Raw genomic sequence first — 23,273 nt, forward strand, 5'->3', positions numbered from 1 at the left:
AAGCCATTTTTCTGCTCTCGTCGCCGCGATGGACGCGCTGTCCTCCACATCCGCACCGCGCCGCATCGCGCATCTCGACATGGACGCCTTCTTCGCGTCGGTCGAACTTCTGCGTTATCCGGAATTGCGCGGCATGCCCGTCGTGGTCGGCGGCGGGCGCAGCGCCACGCCTGAAACGTTGCCCGACGGCACGCGCCGCTTCAAGCGTCTGCGCGATTACGCGGGTCGCGGCGTCGTCACCACGTCTACCTACGAGGCGCGCAAGTTCGGCGTCTTTTCCGCGATGGGCATGATGAAAGCCGCCCAGCTCGCGCCCGACGCAATTCTTCTGCCGACCGATTTCGAGTCCTATCGCCATTATTCGCGGCTTTTCAAGGCGGCCGTCGCGACGTTCACCACGCAGATCGAGAATCGCGGCATCGACGAAATTTATATCGATGTCAGCGATCTACCGGGCGAATCCGCCGAGATCGGCCAGCGCATGAAGGACGCCGTGCACGACGCGACGGGCCTCACCTGCTCGATCTGCATCGCGCCCAACAAGCTGCTCGCGAAGATCGGCTCCGAACTCGACAAGCCCGACGGTCTCACCATCCTCACGATGGACGATCTGCCAACGCGCATCTGGCCGCTCGCCGCGCGCAAGGTGAACGGCATCGGACCGAAGGCGAACGAGAAGCTCGCGGCGCTCGGCATCGTGACCGTGGGCGATATTGCCGCCGCCGATCCCGGTTTCCTGCAGACGCATTTCGGCCACACGTACGCCGCGTGGCTCGCGCGCATCGCGCAGGGGCAGGACGAGCGGCCTGTCGTCGTCACTTCGACGCCCAAATCGATGAGCCGCGAGACGACCTTCGAGCGGGACTTTCATCCGAAGCAGGATCGCGCGACGCTTTCCGCCGAGTTCACGGGGCTGTGCACGCGCGTCGCCGAAGACTTGCAGCGCAAGGGCTACGTCGGGCGCACGGTCGGCATCAAGCTGCGCTTCGACGACTTCCGCACCGTGACGCGCGATCTGACCGTGCCCGTCGCGACCGCCGATCCCGTCGAGATTCGCCGCGCCGCGACCGAATGCCTGAAGCGCATCGTGCTCGATCGCCGCATCCGTCTGCTCGGCGTACGCGTCAGCGCGCTCGCCGGGCGCGACGAAAGCGGCTTCGTCGAGCCGGTGCAGGTCGAATTGCCGTTCGATATCGCCGGCGACTGAAGCGCGCCTTATTTCATAGGCGCATAACGTAATCGCAGATGCTTCGTTGCCGCGCGAATCGCCGCGCGTTAGATTGATCGCTTCCCCAAGCTATCGATTGCCATTAGTCCGACGTGACGATTCTCACTGCCCCCATTGCCGAGCACGCTGCCGCCGATCAATCCATCGAGATTCGCCCGTTCGATGCGCCGCTCGGCGCGGAAGTCATCGGGCTCGAGCTGTCGAAGCCATTGTCACAAGCCGATTTCGCGCGCATCCATCGCGCGCATCTGGATCATCACGTTCTCGTGTTTCGCGATCAGCGCATCACGCCCGACGAACAGGTCGCGTTCAGCAAGCGCTTCGGTCCGCTGCAGATTCACGTGCTGCATCAGTTCGGGCTCGGGGGGCATCCGGAAGTGCTGATCGTGTCGAACATCGTCGAGAACGGCAAGCCGATCGGTCTCGGCGATGCGGGTCATTTCTGGCATTCCGATCTTTCGTACAAGGACAAGCCGAGTCTCGGCTCGATGCTGCACGCGCAGGAATTGCCCGCGACCGGCGGCGACACGCTGTTCGCGAATCAGCATCTCGCGTGGGACACGCTGCCCGCGCATCTGCGCGATGCAGTCGAAGGCCGCGTCGCCGAACACACCTATCTCGCCAAATACGGCGAGTTGCAAAAGCGCAGTCCGTGGCGTCCGAATCTGTCGGCGGAGCAGATCGCGCAAGTCAAGCCGGTGACGCATCCGATCGTGCGGACGCATCCGGAAACCAAGCGTCGCGCGCTCTTCGTGAGCGAGCATTTCACGACGCGCATCATCGGTCTGCCGGAAGACGAAAGCCGCGCCTTGCTCGCGGAACTCTTCGCGCATAGCACGCAAAGCGAGTTCGTCTATCGCCATCAATGGCGCGAACGCGACATGGTCTTCTGGGACAACCGCTCGGTGATGCATCTCGCCGCCGGCACGCCCGACGATCAGCGCCGCAAGCTCTATCGCACGACCATCGAAGGCGACGCGCCTTTCTAAAAAGCCACTATTTTTACGGGGTTTCATCGATGCATTCTCGAACCGGGAAGGGCGGCGCACGCGCGCTCGTCGCGGCGCTTTCGCTCGCGATCGGCGTCACGTCGGCGAGCGCGCATGCCGAAGGCACGTTGCGCATCGCCGAGCAATTCGGCGTCGTGTATCTGCTGCTCAATGTCGCGCGCGACCAGAAGTTCATCGAGCAGGAAGGCAAGAAGGAAGGGCTCGATATCAAGGTCGACTGGGCGAAGCTGTCGGGCGGATCGAGCGTCAACGATGCGCTGTTGTCCGGCTCGGTCGATATCGCCGCGGCGGGCGTCGGCCCGTTGCTGACGATCTGGGACCGCACGCACGGACGGCAAAACGTGAAGGGCGTCGCGTCGCTCGGCAACTTCCCGTATTACCTCGTATCGAACGATCCGCGCGTAAAAACCATCGCCGATTTCACCGACAAGGATCGCATCGCGGTGCCGGCAGTCGGCGTGTCGGTGCAATCGCGCGTCCTGCAATACGCGGCGGCGAAGCAATGGGGCGACAAGGAATACAACCGCCTCGACAAGCTCACGCAAGCGGTGCCGCATCCGGACGCAGCCGCGGCGCTCATCGCGGGCGGCACGGAGATCAACGCGCACTTCGGCAATCCGCCGTTCCAGCAGCAGGAACTCGCGGGCAATCCAAAAGCGCATATCGTGCTCAATTCATACGATGTGCTCGGCGGCCCCAGTTCCGCGACGGTGCTCTACGCGACCGAGAAATTCCGCAACGAGAATCCGAAGACGTATCGCGCGTTTGTCGCCGGTCTTGCCGATGCCGCGCGCTATATCACGCAACATCCGGAACAAGCCGCCGATATCTATCTGCGCGTGAACAACGCGAAGATCGACCGCGATCTGCTGATCAAGGTGATCAAGGATCCGTCGGTGCAATTCAAGGTCGCGCCGCAAAACACGTTCGGGCTCGCTCAGTTCATGCATCGCGTCGGCGTCATCAAGAACGAGCCGAAGTCGTGGCAGGATTACTTCTTTACCGATCCCGCGACGAAAGACGGAAGCTGACGCCGCTTATCGGCGATTGCGGATTCGATATGCGCAATGATTGGTTCGCTCGAGCGCAGCGCGCCGGTATCGTGATCGTTTGCAATCGGGCAGATGAACATGGCCGCCAATCCCCAAGCGCTTTATTCGCACGAAGCCGATCGTGAGGCTGCGACGAGCGGCAAGCTTCTCAGCGCGAAGAACGTCACGCTCGAATACCGCACGCCGGAGCGGCTCGTTCGCGCGACGCACGATGTCAGCTTCGATGTCTACGGCGCCGACCGCTTCGTGCTGCTCGGGCCTTCGGGCTGCGGCAAGTCGACCTTGCTCAAGGCCGTTGCGGGCTTCATCGAGCCGGTTGGAGGCAGCATCGAAATCGGCGGTGAACGTGTGCGCGGGCCGGGCGCGGATCGCATCGTCGTGTTTCAGGAGTTCGATCAGTTGCCGCCGTGGAAGACCGTCGTGCAGAACGTCGCCTTTCCGCTGCGCGTCGCGCGCAAGCTCGGCCGCGCCGAAGCTCGCGAACGCGCGCTGCATTATCTCGACAAGGTCGGTCTCGCCAAATTCGCCGATGCGTATCCGCATACGCTGTCGGGCGGCATGAAGCAGCGCGTCGCCATTGCACGCGCCCTCGCGATGCAGCCGCGCGTGCTGCTGATGGACGAGCCCTTCGCCGCACTCGATGCGCTCACGCGACGCCGCATGCAGGAAGAGCTCTTGCGCCTCTGGAGCGACGAGCGATTCACGCTGTTGTTCGTCACGCACTCGATCGAGGAAGCGCTGATCGTCGGCAATCGCATTCTGCTGCTGACGCCGCATCCGGGACGCGTGCGCGCCGAGCTCAACAGTCATCAATACACGCAGGACAGCCTGGGTCGCGGCGAGTTTCAGCAGAGCGTCGCGCGCATTCATCGTCTGTTGTTCGAAGAGGAGCGCGCGCAATGAGCACGCCGCATCTGATCGTGCCGCCCGTGCGGCCCGAGTATGAAATCGCGCCTGCCGCGAGCGTCGCCGTCGAACATGAAGCGCCGTTGCCGCTGTCGAAGCGGCTAGCGGATCGTGCGTGGCTGCGCAAGTCGATCATCGCGCTCGTGCTGATCGCGTTGTGGGAAATCGCCGCACGCGCCGTCGATAACGATCTGCTGTTGCCCACTTTCAGCGCGACCTTCGTCGCATTCGTGCAGGGCATCGCGTCGGGCGAACTCATCGAGAAGATCGGCATTTCGATGTCGGTACTGCTGCGCGGCTATGCGCTCGGCGCGGCGCTCGCGTTCGCGCTGACATCGCTTGCGGTCTCGACGCGCATCGGCCGCGACATCCTTTCGATGCTCACCGCGATGTTCAATCCGCTGCCTTCCATCGCGCTGTTGCCGCTCGCGTTGCTGTGGTTCGGCCTCGGCACCGGAAGCCTGCTTTTCGTGCTCGTGCATTCGGTGTTGTGGCCGCTCGCGCTCAACACGTATGCGGGCTTTCAGGCCGTGCCGACGACCTTGCGCATGACGGGCCGCAACTACGGTCTCAACGGCATGCGCCATGTGATGCTGATTCTGGTGCCCGCCGCGTTGCCTTCGATTCTCGCGGGCTTGCGCGTGGGCTGGGCCTTCGCGTGGCGCACGCTGATCGCGGCGGAGCTCGTGTTCGGCGCGAGCTCGGGCAAGGGCGGGCTCGGCTGGTACATCTTCCAGAACCGCAACGAGCTTTACACGGACCGCGTGTTCGCGGGACTGGCTGCGGTCATCGTGATCGGCCTTGCTGTGGAGCATCTCGTCTTCGATACGATCGAGCGCGTGACCGTGCGCCGCTGGGGCGTGCAGCAATGAGCGCGCTCAATTCCCCGCGCGAATGAAGTCGATGAACGCGCGCAACGGCCCCGGCATGTGCGCGCGGCTCGGATAATAGAGACGCGGCCCGGTGAAACTCTGCCACCACGGTTTGAGCACGGGCACGAGCGCGCCATCGTCGATGGCCGGGCGCACGAACTCGTCGAACGTATAGACGAGGCCCAATCCCGCGATGGCCGCGCTTCGGCTGATCTCGATCGACGACGTGACGAGCGGTCCTTCCGGCGCGATGCGTATCGTTTCCTTGCCGCGCATGAATTCCCACACGGCCAGCACGCCGCTATCGAAACGATGCCCGATGCACGCGTGATTCACGAGTTCGCGCGGATGCTTCGGCTCGCCGTGCGCCGCGAGATAAGCCGGCGACGCCACCGCGACGAAGCGTTGCGTGCGCGGCCCGATCGGCACGGCGATCATGTCGCGCTCGATGCGCTCGTCATAACGGATGCCCGCATCGAAACCGGCGGCGAGCACGTCGATGAAGGTATCGGTTGCGCTGATCTCCAGCTTGATGCCCGGATGCGCCGTCAGAAAACGCGCGACGATTGGCGGCAGGATCTCGCGTGACACGATGCGCGGGACGTTCAGGCGCAACGTGCCGGTCGGGCTGTCGCGAAAGCCGTTGACGGCATCGAGCGCGCCCGCGATTTCCGCGAACGCGGGCCCGAGGCGTTCGATGAGCCGCTCGCCCGCTTCGGTCGGCGTGACGCTGCGCGTCGTGCGATTCAAAAGCCGCACGCCCAGACGCGTTTCGAGCCTGCGTATGGCCTCGCTCAGCGACGACGCCGACACGCCGCGCAACAGCGCCGCCTGCCTGAAGCCACGCGACCGCGCGACGGCCAGAAACGCGTGAAGATCCGACAAATCCGGTTCGCTCATCTCTCACCCATTGTTCGCTGGGGCGCACAGCCCATTCGGATTGAGGCGGATTATCGCACGCGAGGTTTGCTCCCATAATCGTCTCCATTCTTCAAGGAGAGAACGAACATGGAACAACGCAAGCTCGGAAAGAACGGACCGCAATCGTCGGCGATCGGCCTCGGATGCATGGGCATGTCGGGCATGTACGGGCCGTCGGATCGCGCGGAGAGCATCGCGACGATACACGCGGCCCTCGAAGCGGGCGTGACGCTGCTCGACACCGGCGACTTCTACGGCATGGGGCACAACGAAATGCTGATCGGCGAAGCGTTGAGAAGCGCGCCGCCTTCACGCCGCGATGCGGCGATTCTCAGCGTGAAATTCGGCGGCATGCGCGATCCGGCCGGCCGGTTCATCGCGTTCGATGGACGGCCCGTCGCCGTGAAGAATTCGCTCGCGTATACATTGCAGCGGCTCGGCGTCGAACATATCGACATTTATCGGCCCGCGCGCCTCGATGCGAACGTGCCGGTCGAAGACACCGTCGGCGCGATCGCCGAGATGATCGACGCGGGCTATGTGCGCCACGTCGGATTGTCGGAAGTCGGCGCGGACACGATTCGCCGTGCCGCCGCCGTGCATGCGGTGTGCGATCTGCAGATCGAATACTCGCTGATTTCGCGCGGCCTCGAGGAATCGATTCTTCCGGCATGCCGCGAACTCGGCATCGGCATCACGGCGTACGGCGTGCTGTCGCGCGGACTCATCAGCGGACACTGGAGCCGCGACGCCGCGCAATCCGGCGACTGGCGCGCGAACAGTCCGCGCTTTCAGCAAGGCAACGTCGAACGCAATCTCGCGCTCGTCGATGCGTTGCGCAAGATCGCCGATGCAAAAGGCGTGAGCGTCGCGCAGATCGCGATCGCGTGGGTGCTCGCGCAGGGCGATGACATCGTGCCTGTCGTCGGCGCGCGCCGTCGCGACCGGCTGACGGAATCGCTCGGGGCGCTCGATGTCGCGCTCACGAAGGATGACCTCGCCGCGATCGAAGCGGCGGTGCCGAAGGGCGCGGCGGCGGGCGATCGCTACGAGGCCGTGCAGATGGCGCATCTCGACAGCGAGAAGCGCTGAATCTCCCGGCGTGGTTCGCGACGCGGCACGCAAACTGCGACGCGTGTAGCATCGATCCCGATCCACCGATGGAGAGACGCCGAGTGAAAATCGCGACCTTCAACATCAACGGCATCCGTCCGCGGCTCGACGCCTTGCTGACATGGCTCGAACGCGAATCGCCCGATATCGTCTGCCTGCAGGAACTGAAAGCGACCGACGCGCAGTTTCCCGCCGACGCGATCGCGAACGCGGGCTACGGCGCGCTATGGCATGGGCAGCAATCGTGGAACGGCGTGGCGATTCTCGCGAAAGACGCGGAGCCGGTGCTGAGCCGGCGCGGGCTGCCGGGTTACGAAGACGATACGCATAGCCGGTATATCGAGGCGGCCGTGGGCGGCTTGCTGATCGGCTGTCTTTATCTTCCGAACGGCAATCCGCAGCCCGGCCCGAAGTTCGATTACAAGCTCGAATGGTTCGCGCGCTTCAACGCACATGCGAAGATGTTGCTCGATAGCGGACATCCCGTCGTGCTCGCGGGCGATTACAACGTCGTGCCGACCGATGACGACATCTACAACACGCGCTCGTGGCTGAAGGACGCGCTGTTGCAGCCGGAGAGCCGCGCGGCCTACGCGGATTTGCTCGCGCAAGGCTGGACCGATGCGCTGAAGCAGAAGTTTCCCAATGAGCGCATCTATACGTTCTGGGATTACTTCCGCAATCATTGGCAGACGAATTCCGGCTTGCGCATCGATCACATCCTTCTTAGCAAGGATCTCGCGAAGAAGCTGGAGGCGGCGGGCGTCGACAAATGGGTGCGCGGCGAGCCGCATGCGAGCGATCATGCGCCGGCGTGGGTCACGCTCAAGCTCGGGCGCACGCGCAGGAAATCGGCTTAGGCTTGCAGCGTGTCGCGCGTCGGTTGCAGTGACGCGAGGAATTGCATCGCGTGTTCGCGGCCGCCCATCGTCCAAACGTCGAGATGATCGGCGTCTTCGATGAGCGCGAGACGCTTGTCGCCGCGTGCTGCATCGAAGAGACGCTGGAAGTGTTCGGGCGGAATCACGCCGTCTTTCGTGCCGCCGTAGATCAAGAGCGGCGCATCGATCGATGCGATTTTCGCGAGGCTTTCGTAGCGATCGCGTGCGAGCAGCCGCACGGGAAAGAGCCGGAAGCGTTTCGCGGCGACATCGACGATGCTCGTGAACGGCGCTTCGAGCATCAGCGCATGGATCTTCGCGACGCTTGCAAGCTGCACGGCGACACCCGAGCCGAGCGAATAACCGTGCAGCACGATGTTGCGTGAACGCGCCGCGGCGTAGGCGTAGGCGGCGCGCGAATCGGCGTAAAGGCCGGCTTCGTGCGGCCTGCCGGGATTGCCGCCGTAGCCGCGATATTCGGCGAGCAGCACGCCATAGCCCGCTTCGATCATCTCCAATGCAACATGACCGCGCTGGAAAAGGTCTTCGCCATTGCCGTGAAAGAGGATGACCGTGGGCGCGTCGTCGTCGGGCGGCGCTTTGTAGCGCATGGTCAGGTCGAGGCCGTCATCGGTTCTGATGACGACTGCTTCGGTGCGCGCTTCCACATCGGCGTTCTTGAAGGCTTCGATCTGTTCCAGCGGATAGACGAGCCTTCCTTGCAGCCAATACAGGCCCGCGAGCGCGATCGTGTAGACCAGCGCTATGGCGAGCAGGGCGATCCAGAGGACTTCGCGCATCGGTGTCGGCGGCGGGTTGGCGTTCCTCGTATGGTAGTGGAGTTGCGGCGTGTGGATGCGTGCGCTTGCGCCTGCATTTCATGTATGGGCGGTGAATTGTTACCGACAGAAAAATGACCCAGATGAATTCCGCGGATCCAATCGATCAAATTCGACGCGGACAACTTGTCGGTGTCAAATCGCCATCGAGTTGATCTGGCGCGCACGCTCGTCGACGCTAACAACAGCGTCGCGCGGACTGACATTGTTGTTCTCTATGGCTATTTCGAAAAGGGCGACGAGACGGAACGGCGGTCACAAAAAAGCGCGTTGAATCCGTCGTTAGCTATCTTCGTGCGCTCGGCGTCGAAGAGAGGCGTATCGAGGTCGACTATGAGATTTGGCCTACCGTTCCAAATGTCCCCGATTCGGAGCGCTTCCAGGTTCTGTTCGAATTCATCCCGGCCCAAAGCCCTTGCGGTTAGGTAAGGCGCGGTTGCGCGCGAGCGATTGCAGGCCGCTTGCGTGGCGCCAGCGGCCGGATCTCCGGCAACTCGCTCACTCCCGCACATCCACATCCCCCTGCCGCAAGCTCAAAGGCATCTCCGCAGCGATCTCCTTCTCCACGTCCTCCGCTTCCCGCTCGCGATTGAACAGCGCGTTGAGCAGAATCGCGAACACCGCGGCGAGCGTGATTCCGCTATGCGTCAGCGGCCCCGCCCACGCCGGCATGTGCGCGAAGAACGTCGGCGCGGCAAGCGGAATCACGCCCACGCCCAGACTGATCGCGATGATGAGCAAGTTGTTCTTGCTATCGAAATCGACCTTGCTCAGGATCTTCACGCCGGTCGCCGCGACCATGCCGAACATCGCGATGCCCGCGCCGCCGAGCACGACCACCGGTATCGAAGCAATCAGATTCGAGAGCTTCGGCAGCAGCCCGAGCAGGATCAGGATCACGCCTGACACCGCGACCACCCAGCGGCTTTTGACGCCCGTAATGCCCACGAGCCCGATGTTCTGCGAAAACGACGAATGCGGAAACGTATTGAAGATGCCGCCGATCACCGTGCCGAGACCATCGGTGCGCAGTCCGCGCGTCGCATCGATGCGCGAAACGGGGCGCATCGCGAGATCGCCGAGCGCGAGGAACATACCGAGCGATTCCACCATGATGACGACCATCACGAGACACAGCGAGGCGATCGCCGCGACATCGAAGACCGGCATGCCGAACGCGAACGGCCGCACCGGCGCGAACCACGCGGCTTGACCGACGCCCGCGAAATCGACGAAGCCGAGCGGCAACGCGATCACGAAGCCGATCGCCATGCCGAGCAACACCGAAATATTCGCGACGAAGCCCTTCAGATACTTGTTGATGAGCAGAATCGCGAGCAGCACGATGCCCGCGATCATCAGATTGCGCGGCTCGCCGAAATTCGGTGCGCCGCGTCCGCCGCCCGCCCAGTTGATCGCGACGGGAAAGAGCGTCATGCCGATCGTCAGAATGATCGTGCCCGTGACGATCGGCGGAAAGAAGCGCATCAGCCGTCCGAAGAACGGCGCGATCAGGACCGCGAACACGCCCGCCGCGATGGTCGCGCCGAAGATCGCCGGCAGGCCCGCACCGGATGATGCCATCGCGACCATCGGCCCGACCGGCGCGAAGCTCACGCCCATGATGACCGGCAGGCGGATGCCGAATTTCCATACGCCGATGCACTGCACCAGCGTGACGACTCCGCACGCGAAGAGGTCCGAGCTGATCAGAAACGCGACCTGCTCCTTCGGCAGCTTGAGCGCTGCGCCGATGATGAGCGGCACCGCGATCGCGCCCGCGTACATCACGAGTACGTGCTGAATGCCGACCGCGAGCATCTGACCGATGGGCAGCACTTCGTCGACGGGATGAATCGTTTGGGCCATGTGCGCTCCGGCAAGCTCGAATGTCTATGACGTTGAGTGGGTCGCCCGAGTATTGCACCGCGCGACGGCCGAAAAAATATTCGGGCCGCTATACATGGCATCGGACGCGCGCTTGACTTTGTTCAGGATATTTGACCGATATTGTCCATGCGATCGCGCGCACACGGCAGCATTTGCCGATTCGGCGCAGCGCGCATCGCGACAAACGGAAGAATCCTCGAAACCCTTGTGCCGCAAGGCTTGTCGCACTGTCGATTTTTGGGATGGCGTGCTACATTCCGAGCGCTTCGCGTTGCTTTATTTCGATAGCTTTCGCGGCGATGCAACAATCCAGCTTCCAGGGCTTGGCGCCCAATAACATCATTCGCACGGGGATCTCGGCATGGAAATGGTCGGCGGAACGCGGCTTGCCCAACTGTTCACCAGCAACCAGGAGCAATTGCTCGCGGAATGGTTCGCGCAGCAGCACGCCATCGCGGCGCGGCGCGGCCTCGTCGGCGAGGCGGAACTGCGCAATCAGTTCAGCCAGTTCACGTCGCTTCTCGTGACGGCGCTCGGCGCCTCCGAACGCGTCGATTTCAAATCGTCCGCATGGCAGGAAGTGCGCGCGTTTCTCGCGGAAATGTCGGCGCAGCGTGCGCGTCAGGGCTTCACGCCCGTCGAGACCGCGATGTTCGTGTTCTCGCTCAAGCAGCCGCTCTTCGCGCGTTTGCGCGACACGCTCGTCAACGATGCCCCCGCGCTCGCCGATCTCACCTGGACGATCAGCACGCTCTTCGACGAGCTCGGGCTCTTCACGACCGAAGTGTTCCAGGCGAGCCGCGAGCAGGTCATCGTGCGCCAGCAGCAGGAACTGCTCGAACTGTCGACGCCCGTCGTGCAGTTGTGGGACGGCATTCTCGCGCTGCCGCTCATCGGCACGCTCGATTCCGCGCGCACGCAAGTCGTGATGGAAAACCTGCTGCAGAAGATCGTCGAGACGGGCGCGGCCATTTCGATCATCGACATCACCGGCGTGCCGACCGTCGATACGCTCGTCGCGCAGCACTTGCTGAAGACGGTCGCGGCGGCGCGTCTGATGGGCGCAGACTGCATCATCAGCGGTATTCGTCCGCAGATCGCGCAGACCATCGTTCATCTCGGCGTGAATCTCACGAACGTCACGACCAAGGCGACGCTCGCGTCGGCGTTCGTCGTCGCGCTGCAGCGCACGGGCAAGTCGGTGACGGCCGGATCCGCGCAGGACGCCTCGCGCGGCAGCCGCGCAAGCGACGGCTTCGATTCGCTGCAAGCGGAATGACGCAGCCTTTCGCCATTCGAAGCACGCATCGAACGCAACGCGACTGAACGGGGTTTCAAGCGATGGAACGCATTCCGATTCTCACGATGGGCAGGCTCCTGCTCGTCACCATTCAGGTCGACATGCACGACCGGCTCGCGCTCGCGCTGCAGGACGATCTGACGAGCCGCATCGTGAAAGACGGCGCGCGCGGCGTCCTGATCGACATTTCCTCGCTCGACGTGGTCGATTCGTTCATCGGACGCATGATCGGCAACACGGCCGCCATGGCGCGCGTGCTCGATGCCGAGACGGTCGTCGTCGGCATGCAGCCTTCGGTCGCGATCACGCTCGTCGAACTCGGCCTCACGCTTTCGGGCGTACGCACGGCGCTGAACGTGGAGAAGGGCATGGCGCTCCTTTCGAAGGGCGGCACGGCCTGACGGCCGCATGCACACGACTCCATGACGATCTTCAATTCCACAGCCGCGCCGACGTCCTCGTCGCCGCCCGACACGCTGCCGATCCGCAACGACGAGCAGATCGTGCGGCTGCGCCAGTTCGTGCGCGAGAAGGCGGTCTCGCAGGGCCTGTCTCTCATCGACCAGACGAAGTTCGTGACGGCGGCGAGCGAGCTGGCACGCAACACGCTCATCTATGGCGGCGGCGGCGACGTGCATTGCTATCTCGTCGAGCGTAACGGCCGCCGTGGCCTCAAGCTCGAATTCGTCGACAATGGTCCGGGCATTCCGGATATCCCGCGCGCGCTCTCCGACGGATTCACGTCGGGCAGCGGCCTCGGGCTCGGGCTTGGCGGCGCCAAGCGCCTGTGCGACGAATTCGACATCCGCTCCGCGCCGGGCGAAGGCACGCACGTCTCGATCACAAAATGGAAACCGTTCTGAAGGAATCGATGGCCGCGCAGCAGCGCTACGAGATCGCCGAGGCGAGCCAGATCGCCTATGCGCGGCGTTCTATCGGCGAACTCGCGCGCGGGCTCGGTTTCAACGAGACGGCCGCGGGCGAGCTCGCGATCGTCGTCACCGAATGCGGCACGAATCTGCTGAAGCATGCACAGCGCGGCGAATTGCTCGTGCGTCCGCTCGTCGACAGGGGCGCCGGCGCGACTTTGCGCTACGGCATCGAAGTGCTGTGCATCGACAACGGGCCGGGCATTTACGATCTGCATCGCTGTTTCGAGGACGGCTACACGACGGCGGGCAGTCCCGGCAACGGCATGGGCGCGATCGAGCGTCTTTCCGACGAACTCGACATCTGGAGCGCGCCGCAACGCGGCACGGTGTTGCGCGCCGTGTTCTGGAACGCGCCGGGCGCGGCGAACACGCGTGCGCCGCAACTGACATACGGCGTCGTGAACCTGCCGCTGCAAACCGAAACCGTATCCGGCGATGCATGGTCCGTCTACGCGCATGACGGCGAATTCACCGTGCTCGTCGCCGATGGCCTCGGTCACGGACCGCTCGCCAATGTCGCGGCGATCGAGGCGGCCAAAGCGCTCGCCGCGAACGGCGACCAGGCGCTCGATCGCATCATGGAGGCCGCCAACGAGGCGTTGCGCCCGACGCGCGGCGCGGCGGTCGGCATCGCGCGCATGCCGGCGTTCGCGTCGATGCCGGGCATGGCGGTGAGCTTCGCGGGCATCGGCAATATTTCGGCGAGCGTGTGGACCGAAGGCACGCACAAGCATCTCGTCTCGCACAGCGGCATCGTCGGGCATGCGGCGCGGCGCGCGCAGATCTTCGACGTGCCGTATCCGCCGAACGCGCTCGTCGTGCTGCATTCGGACGGGCTCACGTCGCGCTGGGATCTCGCGCGCTATCCGGGCCTCGCGATGCGGCACCCGGCGCTCGTCGCGGCGGTGCTGTATCGCGACTTCGCGCGCGGCCGCGACGACATCACCGTGTTCGTGGCCCGCGCGGCCGGGAGCGCAGGATGACGCAACCGCTCTACTCGATGCGGATCGATCACGAGCGCGACATCGTCGCGGTCCGCGTGAAGGCGCGCGATGCGAGCGCGGCGCTCGGCTTCTCGCCGCAGGATCAGACGCGCATTTCCACGTCCGTGCTCGAAGCCGCGCGCACCGTGCTGATCGCGGGGCAGGCGGCGCGCGCGGAATTTCTCGTCGATAACGCCGCGCGCCCGCCGCGCTTCGTCGTGCGTTTTCTGGCGGGCGGCGGTGCGGGCGAGCGTCTGCGCGCCATGCGCCACGACGACTCGCAAGCCGCGCTCGGCCTGCTCGCGGCGCAACGTCTGATGGATCAATGCGCGATCGCCGACGAAGCCGATGGCGACACCTCGATCTCGCTCGCGAAGGCTCTACCCGATGGCGTGCCGTGCGATGCGCAGGCGGTGAAGAACGCACTCGAGCGTCAGCCGAGCGAAGACACGGCCGCGGAATTGCAGCGCCAGAATCGCGAGCTGATCGCCGCGCTCGCGGATCTGCGCGAGCGTCAGGAGGAGCTCACGCGTCTTACGCGCGAACTCGAGGACACCAATCGCGGCGTCGTCGCGCTTTATGCGGAGCTGGATGCGCGCGCCGATCATCTGCGCCGCGCGGACGAATCGAAATCGCGCTTTCTGTCGAACATGAGCCACGAGTTCCGCACGCCGCTGTCGTCGATCCGCGCGCTCTCGAAACTCTTGCTCGAACGTATCGACGGCGATCTGACGGAAGAGCAGGAAAAGCAGGTGCGCTTCATCCGCAAAGCGGCGGAGGATTTGTCGGAAACGGTCGACGATCTGCTCGATCTCGCGAAGATCGAAGCGGGCAAGATCGAAGTGCGTCCCGCCGAATTCGAAGTCGATACCCTGTTTTCGGCGCTGCGCGGCATGTTGCGGCCGCTGTCGCCGGGCGGCGCGGTGGAACTCGTGTTCGAATCGTGCGAAGGCCTGCCGCCCATTCATACCGATGAAGCCAAGGTCGCGCAGGTGCTGCGCAACTTCGTATCGAATGCGCTCAAGTTCACCGAGCGCGGCGAAGTGCGCGTCGCGGCGAGCTATGACGACGCGCGCCGGCTCATCACGTTTTCCGTCAGCGATACGGGCATCGGCATCGCGCCGGAGCATCAGCAGGTCGTCTTCGAAGAGTTCGGGCAAGTCGAAAACCGCCTTCAGCAATACGTGAAGGGTACGGGCCTCGGCCTGCCGCTGTGCCGCAAGCTGTGCAAGCTGCTCGGCGGCGATGTGTCGCTCGCGAGCGAACCCGGGCGCGGCTCGACTTTCAGCGCGACGATTCCCGCGCATTACGGCGCGGACGTCGACGCCGCGCATCACGCCGCGAGCGATACGCGGCCCGCCGTGCTGATCGTCGCGAGCAATCCGATCGAGCGGCTCGACTGCGAGGCCGCGCTGCGCGCTTCGCCGTATCGCCCGATGAGCGCCGCGACGCTCGACGAGGCGAGCCGCCTGCTCGCGCGCACGCAGCCCGCCGCGTTGCTGCTCGCCGTGCGGCCCGCGCCGTCGGAAGCGTGGATCTGGCTCGCCGCGTTGCGCGCGCAGGCCGCGACGCGCAGCATTCCGATCGTGGTGCTCGGCGAGGACGAGGATCGCAATGAAGCGCGGGCGCTGGGCGCGACCGCGTTCGTTGAAAAGCCGGCGGGCGGTGGCGAGCTGCCGGGCGTGCTGGATGCGGTGACGGGCGAGGGACGAGCATCATGAGAAGCGACTGGAACGAGGTGCTGATCCTCAACGTCGACGACAACGACGGCGCGCGCTATGCGAAAACGCGCATCCTGTCGCGCGCGGGCTTCAACGTGATCGAAGCGCCGACGGGCACGGCCGCGCTCGAACGCGTGCGCGCCGAAGCGCCCGATCTCGTGCTGCTCGACGTGAAGCTGCCCGACATCAACGGGCTCGAAGTGTGCAGGCAGATCAAGGCATCGCCGGAGACGTCGGGCACGCTCGTGCTGCAGACATCGGCGGCGGCCGTGCATAGCCTCGATCGCATTCGCGGTCTCGAAGGCGGCGCGGATAGCTATTTGACCGAGCCTGTCGAACCCGCGGAACTGATCGCGCATGTGCGCGCGTTGCTGCGCGTGCGGCTCGCGGAAAATGCGCTGCGCGAGAGCGAGGAGCGCTTTCGCCAGCTTGCCGGGAATATCGACGACGTGTTCTGGATGCTCGATCCGGCATCCAACGAACTGCTCTATGTGAGCCCCGCTTACGCGCATCTCTTCGATACCGGCGGCGGCGCGCCCGCGCCCCTGCCTGGCCCCGATCACTGGTCCGGCGACATTCTTCCCCTCGATCGCGATCATGTCGCCGAGGCGTATCGGCAACTGCTCGCGAACGGCACGCCGTATCAGGTCGAATATCGCATCGTGCGCGCGAGCGGCGGGCCGCGCTGGGTCGCGGAGCGCGCGTTTCCGGTTCACGGCGCGGCGGGTCATCCGGCGCGGCCGTATCGCATCGCGGGCATCGTCAACGATATCTCCGAGCGCAAGGCCGCCGAACTGCTGTTGCGCGAAGCGGACCGCCGCAAGGACGAGTTTCTCGCGATGCTCGCGCATGAATTGCGCAATCCGCTCGCGCCGATCCGCAATGCGGTCGATCTGCTCGATCCGGACCGCGAGCCGTCCGTGCAGCACTTCGCGACGGTGCGGGCGATCATCGACAGACAGGTGCGGCATTTGAGCCGGCTCGTCGACGATCTGCTCGACGTTGCGCGCATCACGCAGGGCAAGATCACGCTGCGCCAGGAAACGGTCGATCTCGCGGCGGCGCTCGCGGCGGCCATCGAGACCGTGCAGCCCGCGCTCGAACGAAAGCGGCACGCGTTGACGGTGAAGCTGCCGGATGCGCCGCTCTACATCGTCGGCGACAGCGTGCGGCTCGCGCAGGTGTTCGGCAATCTGCTGTCGAATGCGTCGAAGTACAGCGTCGAGGAAGGCGAGATCGCCATCGAAACGGAACAGTTCGGCGATGAGGTGCGTATCGTCGTGCGCGACAAGGGCATCGGCATCGCGTCCGACATGCTGCCGCACATCTTCGATCTGTTCGTGCAATCGGAGACATCGCTCGAACGATCGGAGGGCGGGCTCGGCATCGGCTTGCCGCTGGCGAAGACGCTCGTCGAGTTGCAGGGCGGACGCATCGAAGCATTCTCGGCGGGGGCGCAGGCGGGCAGCGAGTTCGTCGTGTGGCTGCCGCTCGCGAAGGATGCGCAAGTGGCCACGCAAGGCGCGCCGGCAACGCCCGCGACCGTCAACGCGGGCAAGCGCGTGCTGCTCGTCGATGACAGCGTCGACGCGGCCACCGCGATGGCGCTGCTGCTCGAAGCCGACGGCTTCGACGTTCGCACGGCGCACGATGCAACCGAAGCGCTCGCGGTCTCCGACACCTTCATGCCGCAGATCGTGCTGCTCGATATCGGCTTGCCGGGCATGGACGGATACCGGCTCGCGGCCGAGATGCGCGCGCGTCCCGCAACCGCCGATGCCTTGCTGATCGCCGTGACGGGATACGGGCAGGCGCATGATCGTCAGCGCTCGAAGGAAGCGGGCTTCGATCATCATCTCGTGAAGCCGGTGGCGTTCGCGGAGATTCAAAGGGCGGTGTCGGGAAAGTTCGCCTGAGGGCGGAGCCGAAAAATCTGAATTGCCGATGGAAATGGCGTAATCGCGCGCCGATTGCGGCACACTCCGCCGGGAACAAATCAGAACGGATTCCGGTTCCCATGACATACTCACCGCTCGTCACCGTCGTCATGCCCGCGTTCAACGCGCAGGCCTTCATCGGCGAAGCAATCGCTTCGATTCGCGCTCAAACGCTCGAAGACTGGGAGCTCATCGTCGTGGACGATGGCTCGATCGATCAGACGTTCGCCGTCGCGCAGCAGGCAGCGGGCGACGACAGCCGCGTGCGCCTCATACGCTTCGGCCGGAACGAGGGCATCAGCGCCGCATCGAATGCGGGTTTCGACGCGGCGCGCGGCGAGTTCATCGCGCGCATCGACTCGGACGACCGGGCGCTGCCGACGAGGCTCGCCGCGCAAGTCGCCGCTTTCCGCGAGTGCGCGCGCCTTGCCGCTTGCGGCGGCCATGCGCGCTTGTTCGGCGATGGTATTTCGAACGACACTTATGGGCTTTGCACGCTCGGCGACGGCGCTCTGAAGGCCCGGCTTTTCGAAGGCTTCAACACCATCGGCGGCGCAATGCTCATGGTGCGCCGTTCGTTCGTCCGCGAGCATCGCATCCGGTTCGACGTGCAGATGGCGAGCGCCGAAGACCTGAACTATCTCGTCGCGATCATGGTGGCCGGCGGCGAGATCGGCAATGTCGATGAAGTCCTCGTCGAGGTCAGGTCGCACCGCACCAGTTTCACCAGAAGCCGGGAAGATCTGGCGGGCCCGGCGATGAAAGGCCTCCGCAAACGTCTTTTGGCGCTCTGGTACCCGAGCCTCGATCCGCGCGACATCGATCTCATCGTTGGCATGTGGTTCGGCCTGGAAGTCGGCACCGACGAATTGCTCGCCGTCGTGCGCGCGGTCGACAGACTCATTGCTGCCGACGCGAAGGACTTCGGGCAAGACGTGTCCGTGCTTCATGATCTCATCGTCAGGCGCTTGGTCGCGGTGGTCGACTTCTTTCGAGGCGCATTCGATGCGTCCCATTTTCAGGCAATCCGCGTGTTGGCCGCTCCGGCCATCGGCGTCGCGCTCGATGCGGCCCGTCTTTCGCACGAAGCGGTCTGAGGCGTCGCTCCGCGTTTTCACCTAGCAATTCAAGGTTGACTCGCGTGCTCGCGCGTCCGACACTTTAGCCATGCAAGTGTGATCACAGGTCACACCAATCGAAAGCATCGCAGCAGCCGAACGAAAGAACGGAGGCAAAAGTTGGCGACACGCTCGACGACGGACTTACCCGCGCTCGAATTAGTTGCACGCGAAACCATGGCCGGTCGCGTTCATGCGCAATTGAGGCAGGCGATCATGACGGGCCGCTTCGCGCCTGGGCAGTTGCTCAGCTTGCGCAGCGTCGCGGAAGCGGTCGGCTCGTCGACCATGCCCGTGCGCGCCGCGCTCACGCGCTTGCAGGCGGAAGGCGCATTGATCGACGGTCCCGGCCGCGCGCTGATGGTTCCGCCGATGACGCTCGAACTTCTCGATGAGTTGCGGGACGTTCGCATCGCACTGGAAGGCGCGGTCGCCAAACGCGCGGCGTCGCGCATGACACGCGCGCATCTCGACGCGCTGCAGGCCATCTTCGACACGATGGACGCACACGTCGAAGCGGGCGACGTACCCGCGTATCTGCGCAGCAACTTCGAATTTCATATCGCCATTTACACGCACGGCGCGAGCGATCTCACGCTCGCGACCATCCAGAACCTCTGGATGCGCATCGGCCCGTTCCTGAATCTCGTCGCGCCCGACATTCCGCATATGCGCCGTTCGATGGCGGCGCATCGTCATATCGTCGAAGCGCTCTGGCGCGGCGATGGCGAAGGCGCGCGCGCCGGCATCGAGGAAGACATCGGCGATGCGGCCGCCGATCTGCAAGAGCGTTTGCAAAGCGGCGAACTGAGCAACAAGGCAAGCGCCTGACACGCATAACAACAACGGAGACATGGATGACGGTTCTTCAGATGCTGAAACCGCACGCGGGATTGCGCGTGCTCATCACGGGCGGCGCATCGGGCATCGGGCTCGTGATAGCGCGCGCGTTCATCGATGCAGGCGCGCGCGTGCACGTCTGCGATGCGAGTCCCGAAGCAATCGACGCATTGGCGAAAGCCGAAGCGAGCGCGGAGTGCAATGCGATCACGTCGACGCTCGCGGACGTAGCGGACAAGGAAGCGGTCGAGCGCGTATTCGTCGATGTGGAACGCGAGCTCGGCGGACTCGATGTGCTCGTGAACAACGCGGGCATCGCGGGGCCGACGGGCGGCATCGACGAGCTCGATGCGAACGAATGGGAACAGACCGTCGATGTGAATCTGAACGCGCAGTTCTACTTCGCGCGCCGCGCGGTGCCGCTCTTGCGCAACGCGAATGGCGGCGGGGCGATCATCGCGCTGTCGTCGGTGGCGGGACGGCTCGGCTACGCGTTTCGCACGCCTTATGCCGCGACGAAGTGGGCCGTCGTCGGCATGACGAAGAGCCTGGCTATCGAGCTCGGGCCGTCGAACATTCGCGTCAATGCGATCCAGCCGGGCATCGTGAAAGGGCCGCGCATCGAGCGCGTGATCGCGGCGCGCGCGAAACAACTGAACGTCTCCTATGAAGAGATGGAGAAGCAATATCTCGCGAAGATTTCGCTGCGCCGCATGACGACGCCCGAGGAAGTCGCGGCCACGGCGCTCTTCCTGTGCTCGCCCGCGGGCAGCGGCATCTCGGGACAGGCGATCTCCGTCTGCGGCAACGTCGAAGTCCTTTAATAGAACGAGGAGCACATGGCAACGAAACGCAAGGTCATCATCACCTGCGCGCCGACGGGCGCGATCCATACGCCTTCGATGTCGCCGTATCTTCCGCTCACGCCGCAGCAGATCGGCGATGCCGCGCTCGCGGCTGCAAAGGAAGGCGCCGCCATTCTGCATCTTCATGCACGCGACCCGAACGATGGTCATCCGACGCAGGATCCCGCCGTGTTTCAGGAGTTTCTGCCGCGCATCAAGGCGGAAACCGATGCGGTCATCAACATCACGACGGGCGGCAGCCCGCACATGACCGTCGCGGAGCGATTGAAGCCCGCGCATCACTTCAAGCCGGAAGTGGCGTCGCTCAACATGGGATCGATGAACTTCGGCCTGTATCCGATGCTCGATCGCTTCAAGGAATTCAAGTACGAGTGGGAGCGCAAGCATCTGGAAAACAGCCGCGATCTCGTGTTCAAGAACACGTTCGCGGATATCGAATACATCCTCACGTCGTGCAGCGATAACGGTACGCGCTTCGAGCACGAGTGCTACGACATCTCGCACCTGTACAACCTCGCGCACTTCGTCGATCGCGGGCTCGTCAAGCCGCCGTTCTTCGTGCAGAGCGTTTTTGGCTTGCTCGGTGGCATCGGGCCGCATCCCGAAGATCTGGCGCATATGAAGCGCACGGCGGATCGTCTCTTCGGCGACGACTATGTATGGTCGATTCTCGGCGCGGGACGTCATCAGATTCCGCTCGGCTCGATGGGCGTCGCGCAGGGATCGAACGTGCGTGTCGGCCTCGAAGACTCGTTGTGGATCGAGCCGGGCAAGCTCGCCGAATCGAGCGCGGCGCAGGTGAAGAAGATTCGCCAGGTGATCGAAGGACTGTCCCTCGATATCGCGACGCCCGCCGAAGCACGCGAGATGCTCAAGCTCAAAGGCGCGAGCGATACCAACTTCTGATAGCGGAGGGCATCGTGAGCACGAAGCTGAAGGTAGTCGCGATGCCGACGGGCTGGCTCACCGTCGATCGCTCATCGCAAGTGTATGGCCGCTACTTCGGCCAGCAGATGAAGGTGCCCGTATGGTCGACGGCGATTGTCGGCGCGCAGAAGAAGATCGTCGTCGATACGGGCATACACGATCCAGGCTGGGTGTCGAACTTCGTGTGCCCATGCGATCAGGCGCCGGAGGAAAAGCTCGAACGCGCGTTGAAGGAGTATGTCGGCTGGAGCGCGGACGAGGTCGATATCGTCATCAACACGCATCTGCATTACGACCATTCCGGCGGCAACACGCTTTTCAAGAATGCGCGCTTCATCGTGCAGGCGGCCGAGTGGGAATACGCGGGTCATCCGCTGCCGACGCAGGCCACGTATTACCAGGAGTTTCTGATCGGCCGCGAGCCGCTCGCGTATTTTCGCTGGCAGTTCGTGAACGGCGTGACCGATATCGTGCCCGGCGTGCGCGTCGTGCCGACGCCGGGTCATACGCCGGGGCATCAGTCCGTCGCGGTCGACACGGAAGAAGGTGTCGTGCTGATCGCCGGCGATTGCGCGAACTGCATGGAGAACATCGTCGATCTCGTTCCAGTGGGCATCGTGCATGAAACGCTGGCGGAGATCGGCTCGTTGTCGCGCATCCGTCAGATCGCCGATTTCGTCATACCCGGACACGACCCGAATGTCGTGCCCGGCAGCGCGGGCATCGCTCTGCCCGCGAGCGCTCGTCTGCCGCACATCCGAAGTTAGAAGCGCCCGCTTCATAACCATACGAATACCGGAGGAAGACATGAAAGCATTGACGCAGTCGATTCGTCATGCGGGACGGGCAGCGCTCGGCCTCGCGTTCGCGGCGGCGCTCGCCGTATCGGGCACGGCGCACGCGGCCGGCAAATACAAGATCTTTTTGTCGATGAGCTATGTCGGCAACGACTGGCAAACCGAAGCCGCGAACATGGTCAAGGCGATGGCCAATACGCCGGGGCTGAAAGACAAGGTCGATCTCGAAGTGCAGGTCGCGGGCACCGATGCGCAGAAGCAGATTCAGCAGATCAACTCGATGGTGCAGGCAGGCGCGAAGGCCATCGTCATCTATCCGATCTCGCCGACGGCGCTCAATCGCGCGATCAAGAACGCGTGCTCGAAGGGCGTCGTCGTCGCGGCGTATGACGGAGAAGTCACCGAGCCGTGCGCGCATAACGTGACGATCGATCAGCATCAGGCGGGCACCGTCACCGCGGAATGGCTCGCGAAGACCATCAACGGCAAGGGCAATGTCGTGATGATCACGGGGGTGCCGGGCACGTCGGTCGATCGCGCGCGCACCGAGGCGGCGAAGGCCGTGTTCGCGAAGTATCCGGACATCAAGATCGTCGCGGAAGGAACGGGCATGTGGAGTCAGGCGACCGCGAAGACCGAGCTTTCGAAGATTCTCGCGACGAACAGCTGGGACAAGATCGACGGCCTGTGGATGCAGGTCGGCTGCTTCACGGCGGCGTCGATGCAGCTCGAAGCGGGCATTGCCGACGACAAGATCAAGCCGTGCGCGGGCGAATCGTCTAACGGGCATCGCGTGCAGATGCTGCCGCCGGGCGAAGTGAAGGGACAGGGCGGTTATCGCTCGATCGGCTATCGCTCGATCTCTTACGGCGCGCCTCCGTACTCGGGCGCGATGGCGCTCAAGATGGCCGTGAAGAAGCTCGACGGCGGCGACTTTCCGGCGCGCGTGACGCTCAAGCTGCCGCTCGTGCTGACCTCGGAATCGAAGCTCTGCAAGACGGGCAGCATCGACGAACTGAAGGCGGGCTGCACCGCGTTTCCGCCGGACAAGGTGCCGCCGGGCTGGTTCGCGGACATCTACTCCGAAGAGACGAAGGAAGTCGGCTTCAATGCGGCCTTGACGGGCAATCAGGACTGAGG

The 23,273-nt window shown here is 64.1% G+C and carries 22 protein-coding genes; 19 read left to right on the plus strand and 3 right to left on the minus strand.

The window, feature by feature from the left end:
* Positions 1–28 precede the first annotated feature (28 nt).
* The 5 genes from dinB (at position 29) to QCE58_RS24070 (ending at position 5,068) form a co-directional block, all read left to right on the plus strand.
* Positions 29–1,207: a DNA polymerase IV gene (gene dinB / locus QCE58_RS24050; protein WP_008354404.1), complete on the plus strand. Its 1,179-nt coding sequence runs from the start codon at positions 29–31 to the stop codon at positions 1,205–1,207.
* 113 nt (positions 1,208–1,320) lie between these two features.
* On the plus strand, positions 1,321–2,217 hold the full coding sequence (locus QCE58_RS24055) for a TauD/TfdA family dioxygenase (RefSeq protein WP_250521810.1): 897 nt from the start codon (positions 1,321–1,323) through the stop codon (positions 2,215–2,217).
* 29 nt (positions 2,218–2,246) lie between these two features.
* Entirely contained in the window at positions 2,247–3,269 is a 1,023-nt protein-coding gene (locus QCE58_RS24060) for an ABC transporter substrate-binding protein (protein ID WP_008354407.1), read from the plus strand.
* Between the two features lie 99 nt (positions 3,270–3,368).
* Positions 3,369–4,193 carry an ABC transporter ATP-binding protein gene (locus tag QCE58_RS24065; RefSeq protein WP_008354408.1) on the plus strand — a complete coding sequence of 275 codons (825 nt, stop codon included), beginning with the start codon at positions 3,369–3,371 and terminating at the stop codon, positions 4,191–4,193.
* Entirely contained in the window at positions 4,190–5,068 is an 879-nt protein-coding gene (locus QCE58_RS24070; protein ID WP_250436124.1) for an ABC transporter permease, read from the plus strand. The genes QCE58_RS24065 and QCE58_RS24070 overlap by 4 nt, the downstream gene beginning before the upstream one ends.
* 6 nt (positions 5,069–5,074) lie before the next feature.
* Here QCE58_RS24070 and QCE58_RS24075 read toward each other — a convergent pair whose 3' ends face one another.
* Complete coding sequence (locus tag QCE58_RS24075) at positions 5,075–5,968, minus strand: LysR family transcriptional regulator (RefSeq protein WP_175982867.1); 894 nt, start codon at positions 5,966–5,968, stop codon at positions 5,075–5,077.
* A 108-nt stretch (positions 5,969–6,076) separates the two neighbouring features.
* Between QCE58_RS24075 and QCE58_RS24080 the strand changes: the two genes are divergently transcribed.
* Together QCE58_RS24080 and QCE58_RS24085 are read left to right on the plus strand one after the other, a co-directional pair.
* Positions 6,077–7,081 (plus strand): aldo/keto reductase, encoded by a 1,005-nt coding sequence (locus tag QCE58_RS24080; RefSeq protein ID WP_008354411.1) that lies wholly within the window; start codon positions 6,077–6,079, stop codon positions 7,079–7,081.
* A 68-nt stretch (positions 7,082–7,149) separates the two neighbouring features.
* Positions 7,150–7,962: an exodeoxyribonuclease III gene (locus tag QCE58_RS24085; protein WP_250521809.1), complete on the plus strand. Its 813-nt coding sequence runs from the start codon at positions 7,150–7,152 to the stop codon at positions 7,960–7,962.
* On the opposite strand, the gene QCE58_RS24090 is transcribed toward QCE58_RS24085, so the two are convergent.
* Together QCE58_RS24090 and QCE58_RS24095 are read right to left on the minus strand one after the other, a co-directional pair.
* Positions 7,959–8,783 (minus strand): alpha/beta hydrolase, encoded by an 825-nt coding sequence (locus QCE58_RS24090; protein WP_250440766.1) that lies wholly within the window; start codon positions 8,781–8,783, stop codon positions 7,959–7,961. The genes QCE58_RS24085 and QCE58_RS24090 overlap by 4 nt on opposite strands.
* Positions 8,784–9,320: 537 nt before the next feature.
* On the minus strand, positions 9,321–10,691 hold the full coding sequence (locus tag QCE58_RS24095) for a nucleobase:cation symporter-2 family protein (protein ID WP_250436120.1): 1,371 nt from the start codon (positions 10,689–10,691) through the stop codon (positions 9,321–9,323).
* Positions 10,692–11,073: 382 nt separating this feature from the next.
* Between QCE58_RS24095 and QCE58_RS24100 the strand changes: the two genes are divergently transcribed.
* The 12 genes from QCE58_RS24100 to QCE58_RS24155 all read left to right on the plus strand — a co-directional run bounded on the left by QCE58_RS24100 (position 11,074) and on the right by QCE58_RS24155 (position 23,271).
* Entirely contained in the window at positions 11,074–11,991 is a 918-nt protein-coding gene (locus QCE58_RS24100) for an STAS domain-containing protein (protein WP_008354416.1), read from the plus strand.
* A 62-nt stretch (positions 11,992–12,053) separates the two neighbouring features.
* A complete protein-coding gene (locus QCE58_RS24105; protein ID WP_008354417.1) occupies positions 12,054–12,413 on the plus strand; it encodes an STAS domain-containing protein in 360 nt (119 codons plus the stop codon).
* Between the two features lie 21 nt (positions 12,414–12,434).
* The gene (locus tag QCE58_RS24110) at positions 12,435–12,875 is read left to right on the plus strand and encodes an anti-sigma regulatory factor (protein WP_008354418.1); all 441 of its coding nucleotides are present in this window, start codon (positions 12,435–12,437) and stop codon (positions 12,873–12,875) included.
* The gene (locus tag QCE58_RS24115; protein WP_008354419.1) at positions 12,860–13,927 is read left to right on the plus strand and encodes an ATP-binding SpoIIE family protein phosphatase; all 1,068 of its coding nucleotides are present in this window, start codon (positions 12,860–12,862) and stop codon (positions 13,925–13,927) included. The genes QCE58_RS24110 and QCE58_RS24115 overlap by 16 nt, the downstream gene beginning before the upstream one ends.
* Entirely contained in the window at positions 13,924–15,648 is a 1,725-nt protein-coding gene (locus QCE58_RS24120; RefSeq protein ID WP_250436118.1) for an ATP-binding protein, read from the plus strand. Before QCE58_RS24115 ends, QCE58_RS24120 begins: the two co-directional genes overlap by 4 nt.
* Complete coding sequence (locus QCE58_RS24125; protein ID WP_008354421.1) at positions 15,645–17,564, plus strand: response regulator; 1,920 nt, start codon at positions 15,645–15,647, stop codon at positions 17,562–17,564. Before QCE58_RS24120 ends, QCE58_RS24125 begins: the two co-directional genes overlap by 4 nt.
* Before the next feature lie 131 nt (positions 17,565–17,695).
* Positions 17,696–18,682 carry a glycosyltransferase family 2 protein gene (locus tag QCE58_RS24130; protein WP_250521824.1) on the plus strand — a complete coding sequence of 329 codons (987 nt, stop codon included), beginning with the start codon at positions 17,696–17,698 and terminating at the stop codon, positions 18,680–18,682.
* A 198-nt stretch (positions 18,683–18,880) separates the two neighbouring features.
* Positions 18,881–19,534 carry a GntR family transcriptional regulator gene (locus tag QCE58_RS24135; RefSeq protein WP_008354423.1) on the plus strand — a complete coding sequence of 218 codons (654 nt, stop codon included), beginning with the start codon at positions 18,881–18,883 and terminating at the stop codon, positions 19,532–19,534.
* A 26-nt stretch (positions 19,535–19,560) separates the two neighbouring features.
* Positions 19,561–20,367 carry an SDR family oxidoreductase gene (locus tag QCE58_RS24140; protein ID WP_008354424.1) on the plus strand — a complete coding sequence of 269 codons (807 nt, stop codon included), beginning with the start codon at positions 19,561–19,563 and terminating at the stop codon, positions 20,365–20,367.
* Positions 20,368–20,382: 15 nt separating this feature from the next.
* The gene (locus tag QCE58_RS24145; RefSeq protein ID WP_008354425.1) at positions 20,383–21,315 is read left to right on the plus strand and encodes a 3-keto-5-aminohexanoate cleavage protein; all 933 of its coding nucleotides are present in this window, start codon (positions 20,383–20,385) and stop codon (positions 21,313–21,315) included.
* A gap of 14 nt (positions 21,316–21,329) precedes the next feature.
* Entirely contained in the window at positions 21,330–22,103 is a 774-nt protein-coding gene (locus tag QCE58_RS24150; protein WP_008354426.1) for an N-acyl homoserine lactonase family protein, read from the plus strand.
* Between the two features lie 40 nt (positions 22,104–22,143).
* Positions 22,144–23,271, plus strand: coding sequence for a sugar ABC transporter substrate-binding protein (locus tag QCE58_RS24155; protein WP_008354427.1), 1,128 nt, complete (start codon positions 22,144–22,146; stop codon positions 23,269–23,271).
* The last annotated feature ends 2 nt before the right edge of the window (positions 23,272–23,273 follow it).

Source organism: Caballeronia sp. LZ028, from assembly GCF_031451415.1.
GTDB classification, from domain to species: Bacteria; Pseudomonadota; Gammaproteobacteria; order Burkholderiales; family Burkholderiaceae; genus Caballeronia; species Caballeronia zhejiangensis.

Coding starts and splice junctions, on each gene's coding strand:
- dinB (WP_008354404.1), top strand. CDS start 29: ATGGACGCGCTGTCCTCCACATCCGCACCGCGCCGCATCGCGCATCTC.
- QCE58_RS24060 (WP_008354407.1), top strand. CDS start 2,247: ATGCATTCTCGAACCGGGAAGGGCGGCGCACGCGCGCTCGTCGCGGCG.
- QCE58_RS24065 (WP_008354408.1), top strand. CDS start 3,369: ATGGCCGCCAATCCCCAAGCGCTTTATTCGCACGAAGCCGATCGTGAG.
- QCE58_RS24070 (WP_250436124.1), top strand. CDS start 4,190: ATGAGCACGCCGCATCTGATCGTGCCGCCCGTGCGGCCCGAGTATGAA.
- QCE58_RS24075 (WP_175982867.1), bottom strand. CDS start 5,968: ATGAGCGAACCGGATTTGTCGGATCTTCACGCGTTTCTGGCCGTCGCG.
- QCE58_RS24080 (WP_008354411.1), top strand. CDS start 6,077: ATGGAACAACGCAAGCTCGGAAAGAACGGACCGCAATCGTCGGCGATC.
- QCE58_RS24085 (WP_250521809.1), top strand. CDS start 7,150: ATGGAGAGACGCCGAGTGAAAATCGCGACCTTCAACATCAACGGCATC.
- QCE58_RS24090 (WP_250440766.1), bottom strand. CDS start 8,783: ATGCGCGAAGTCCTCTGGATCGCCCTGCTCGCCATAGCGCTGGTCTAC.
- QCE58_RS24095 (WP_250436120.1), bottom strand. CDS start 10,691: ATGGCCCAAACGATTCATCCCGTCGACGAAGTGCTGCCCATCGGTCAG.
- QCE58_RS24100 (WP_008354416.1), top strand. CDS start 11,074: ATGGAAATGGTCGGCGGAACGCGGCTTGCCCAACTGTTCACCAGCAAC.
- QCE58_RS24105 (WP_008354417.1), top strand. CDS start 12,054: ATGGAACGCATTCCGATTCTCACGATGGGCAGGCTCCTGCTCGTCACC.
- QCE58_RS24110 (WP_008354418.1), top strand. CDS start 12,435: ATGACGATCTTCAATTCCACAGCCGCGCCGACGTCCTCGTCGCCGCCC.
- QCE58_RS24115 (WP_008354419.1), top strand. CDS start 12,860: ATGGAAACCGTTCTGAAGGAATCGATGGCCGCGCAGCAGCGCTACGAG.
- QCE58_RS24120 (WP_250436118.1), top strand. CDS start 13,924: ATGACGCAACCGCTCTACTCGATGCGGATCGATCACGAGCGCGACATC.
- QCE58_RS24125 (WP_008354421.1), top strand. CDS start 15,645: ATGAGAAGCGACTGGAACGAGGTGCTGATCCTCAACGTCGACGACAAC.
- QCE58_RS24130 (WP_250521824.1), top strand. CDS start 17,696: ATGCCCGCGTTCAACGCGCAGGCCTTCATCGGCGAAGCAATCGCTTCG.
- QCE58_RS24135 (WP_008354423.1), top strand. CDS start 18,881: ATGGCCGGTCGCGTTCATGCGCAATTGAGGCAGGCGATCATGACGGGC.
- QCE58_RS24140 (WP_008354424.1), top strand. CDS start 19,561: ATGACGGTTCTTCAGATGCTGAAACCGCACGCGGGATTGCGCGTGCTC.
- QCE58_RS24145 (WP_008354425.1), top strand. CDS start 20,383: ATGGCAACGAAACGCAAGGTCATCATCACCTGCGCGCCGACGGGCGCG.
- QCE58_RS24155 (WP_008354427.1), top strand. CDS start 22,144: ATGAAAGCATTGACGCAGTCGATTCGTCATGCGGGACGGGCAGCGCTC.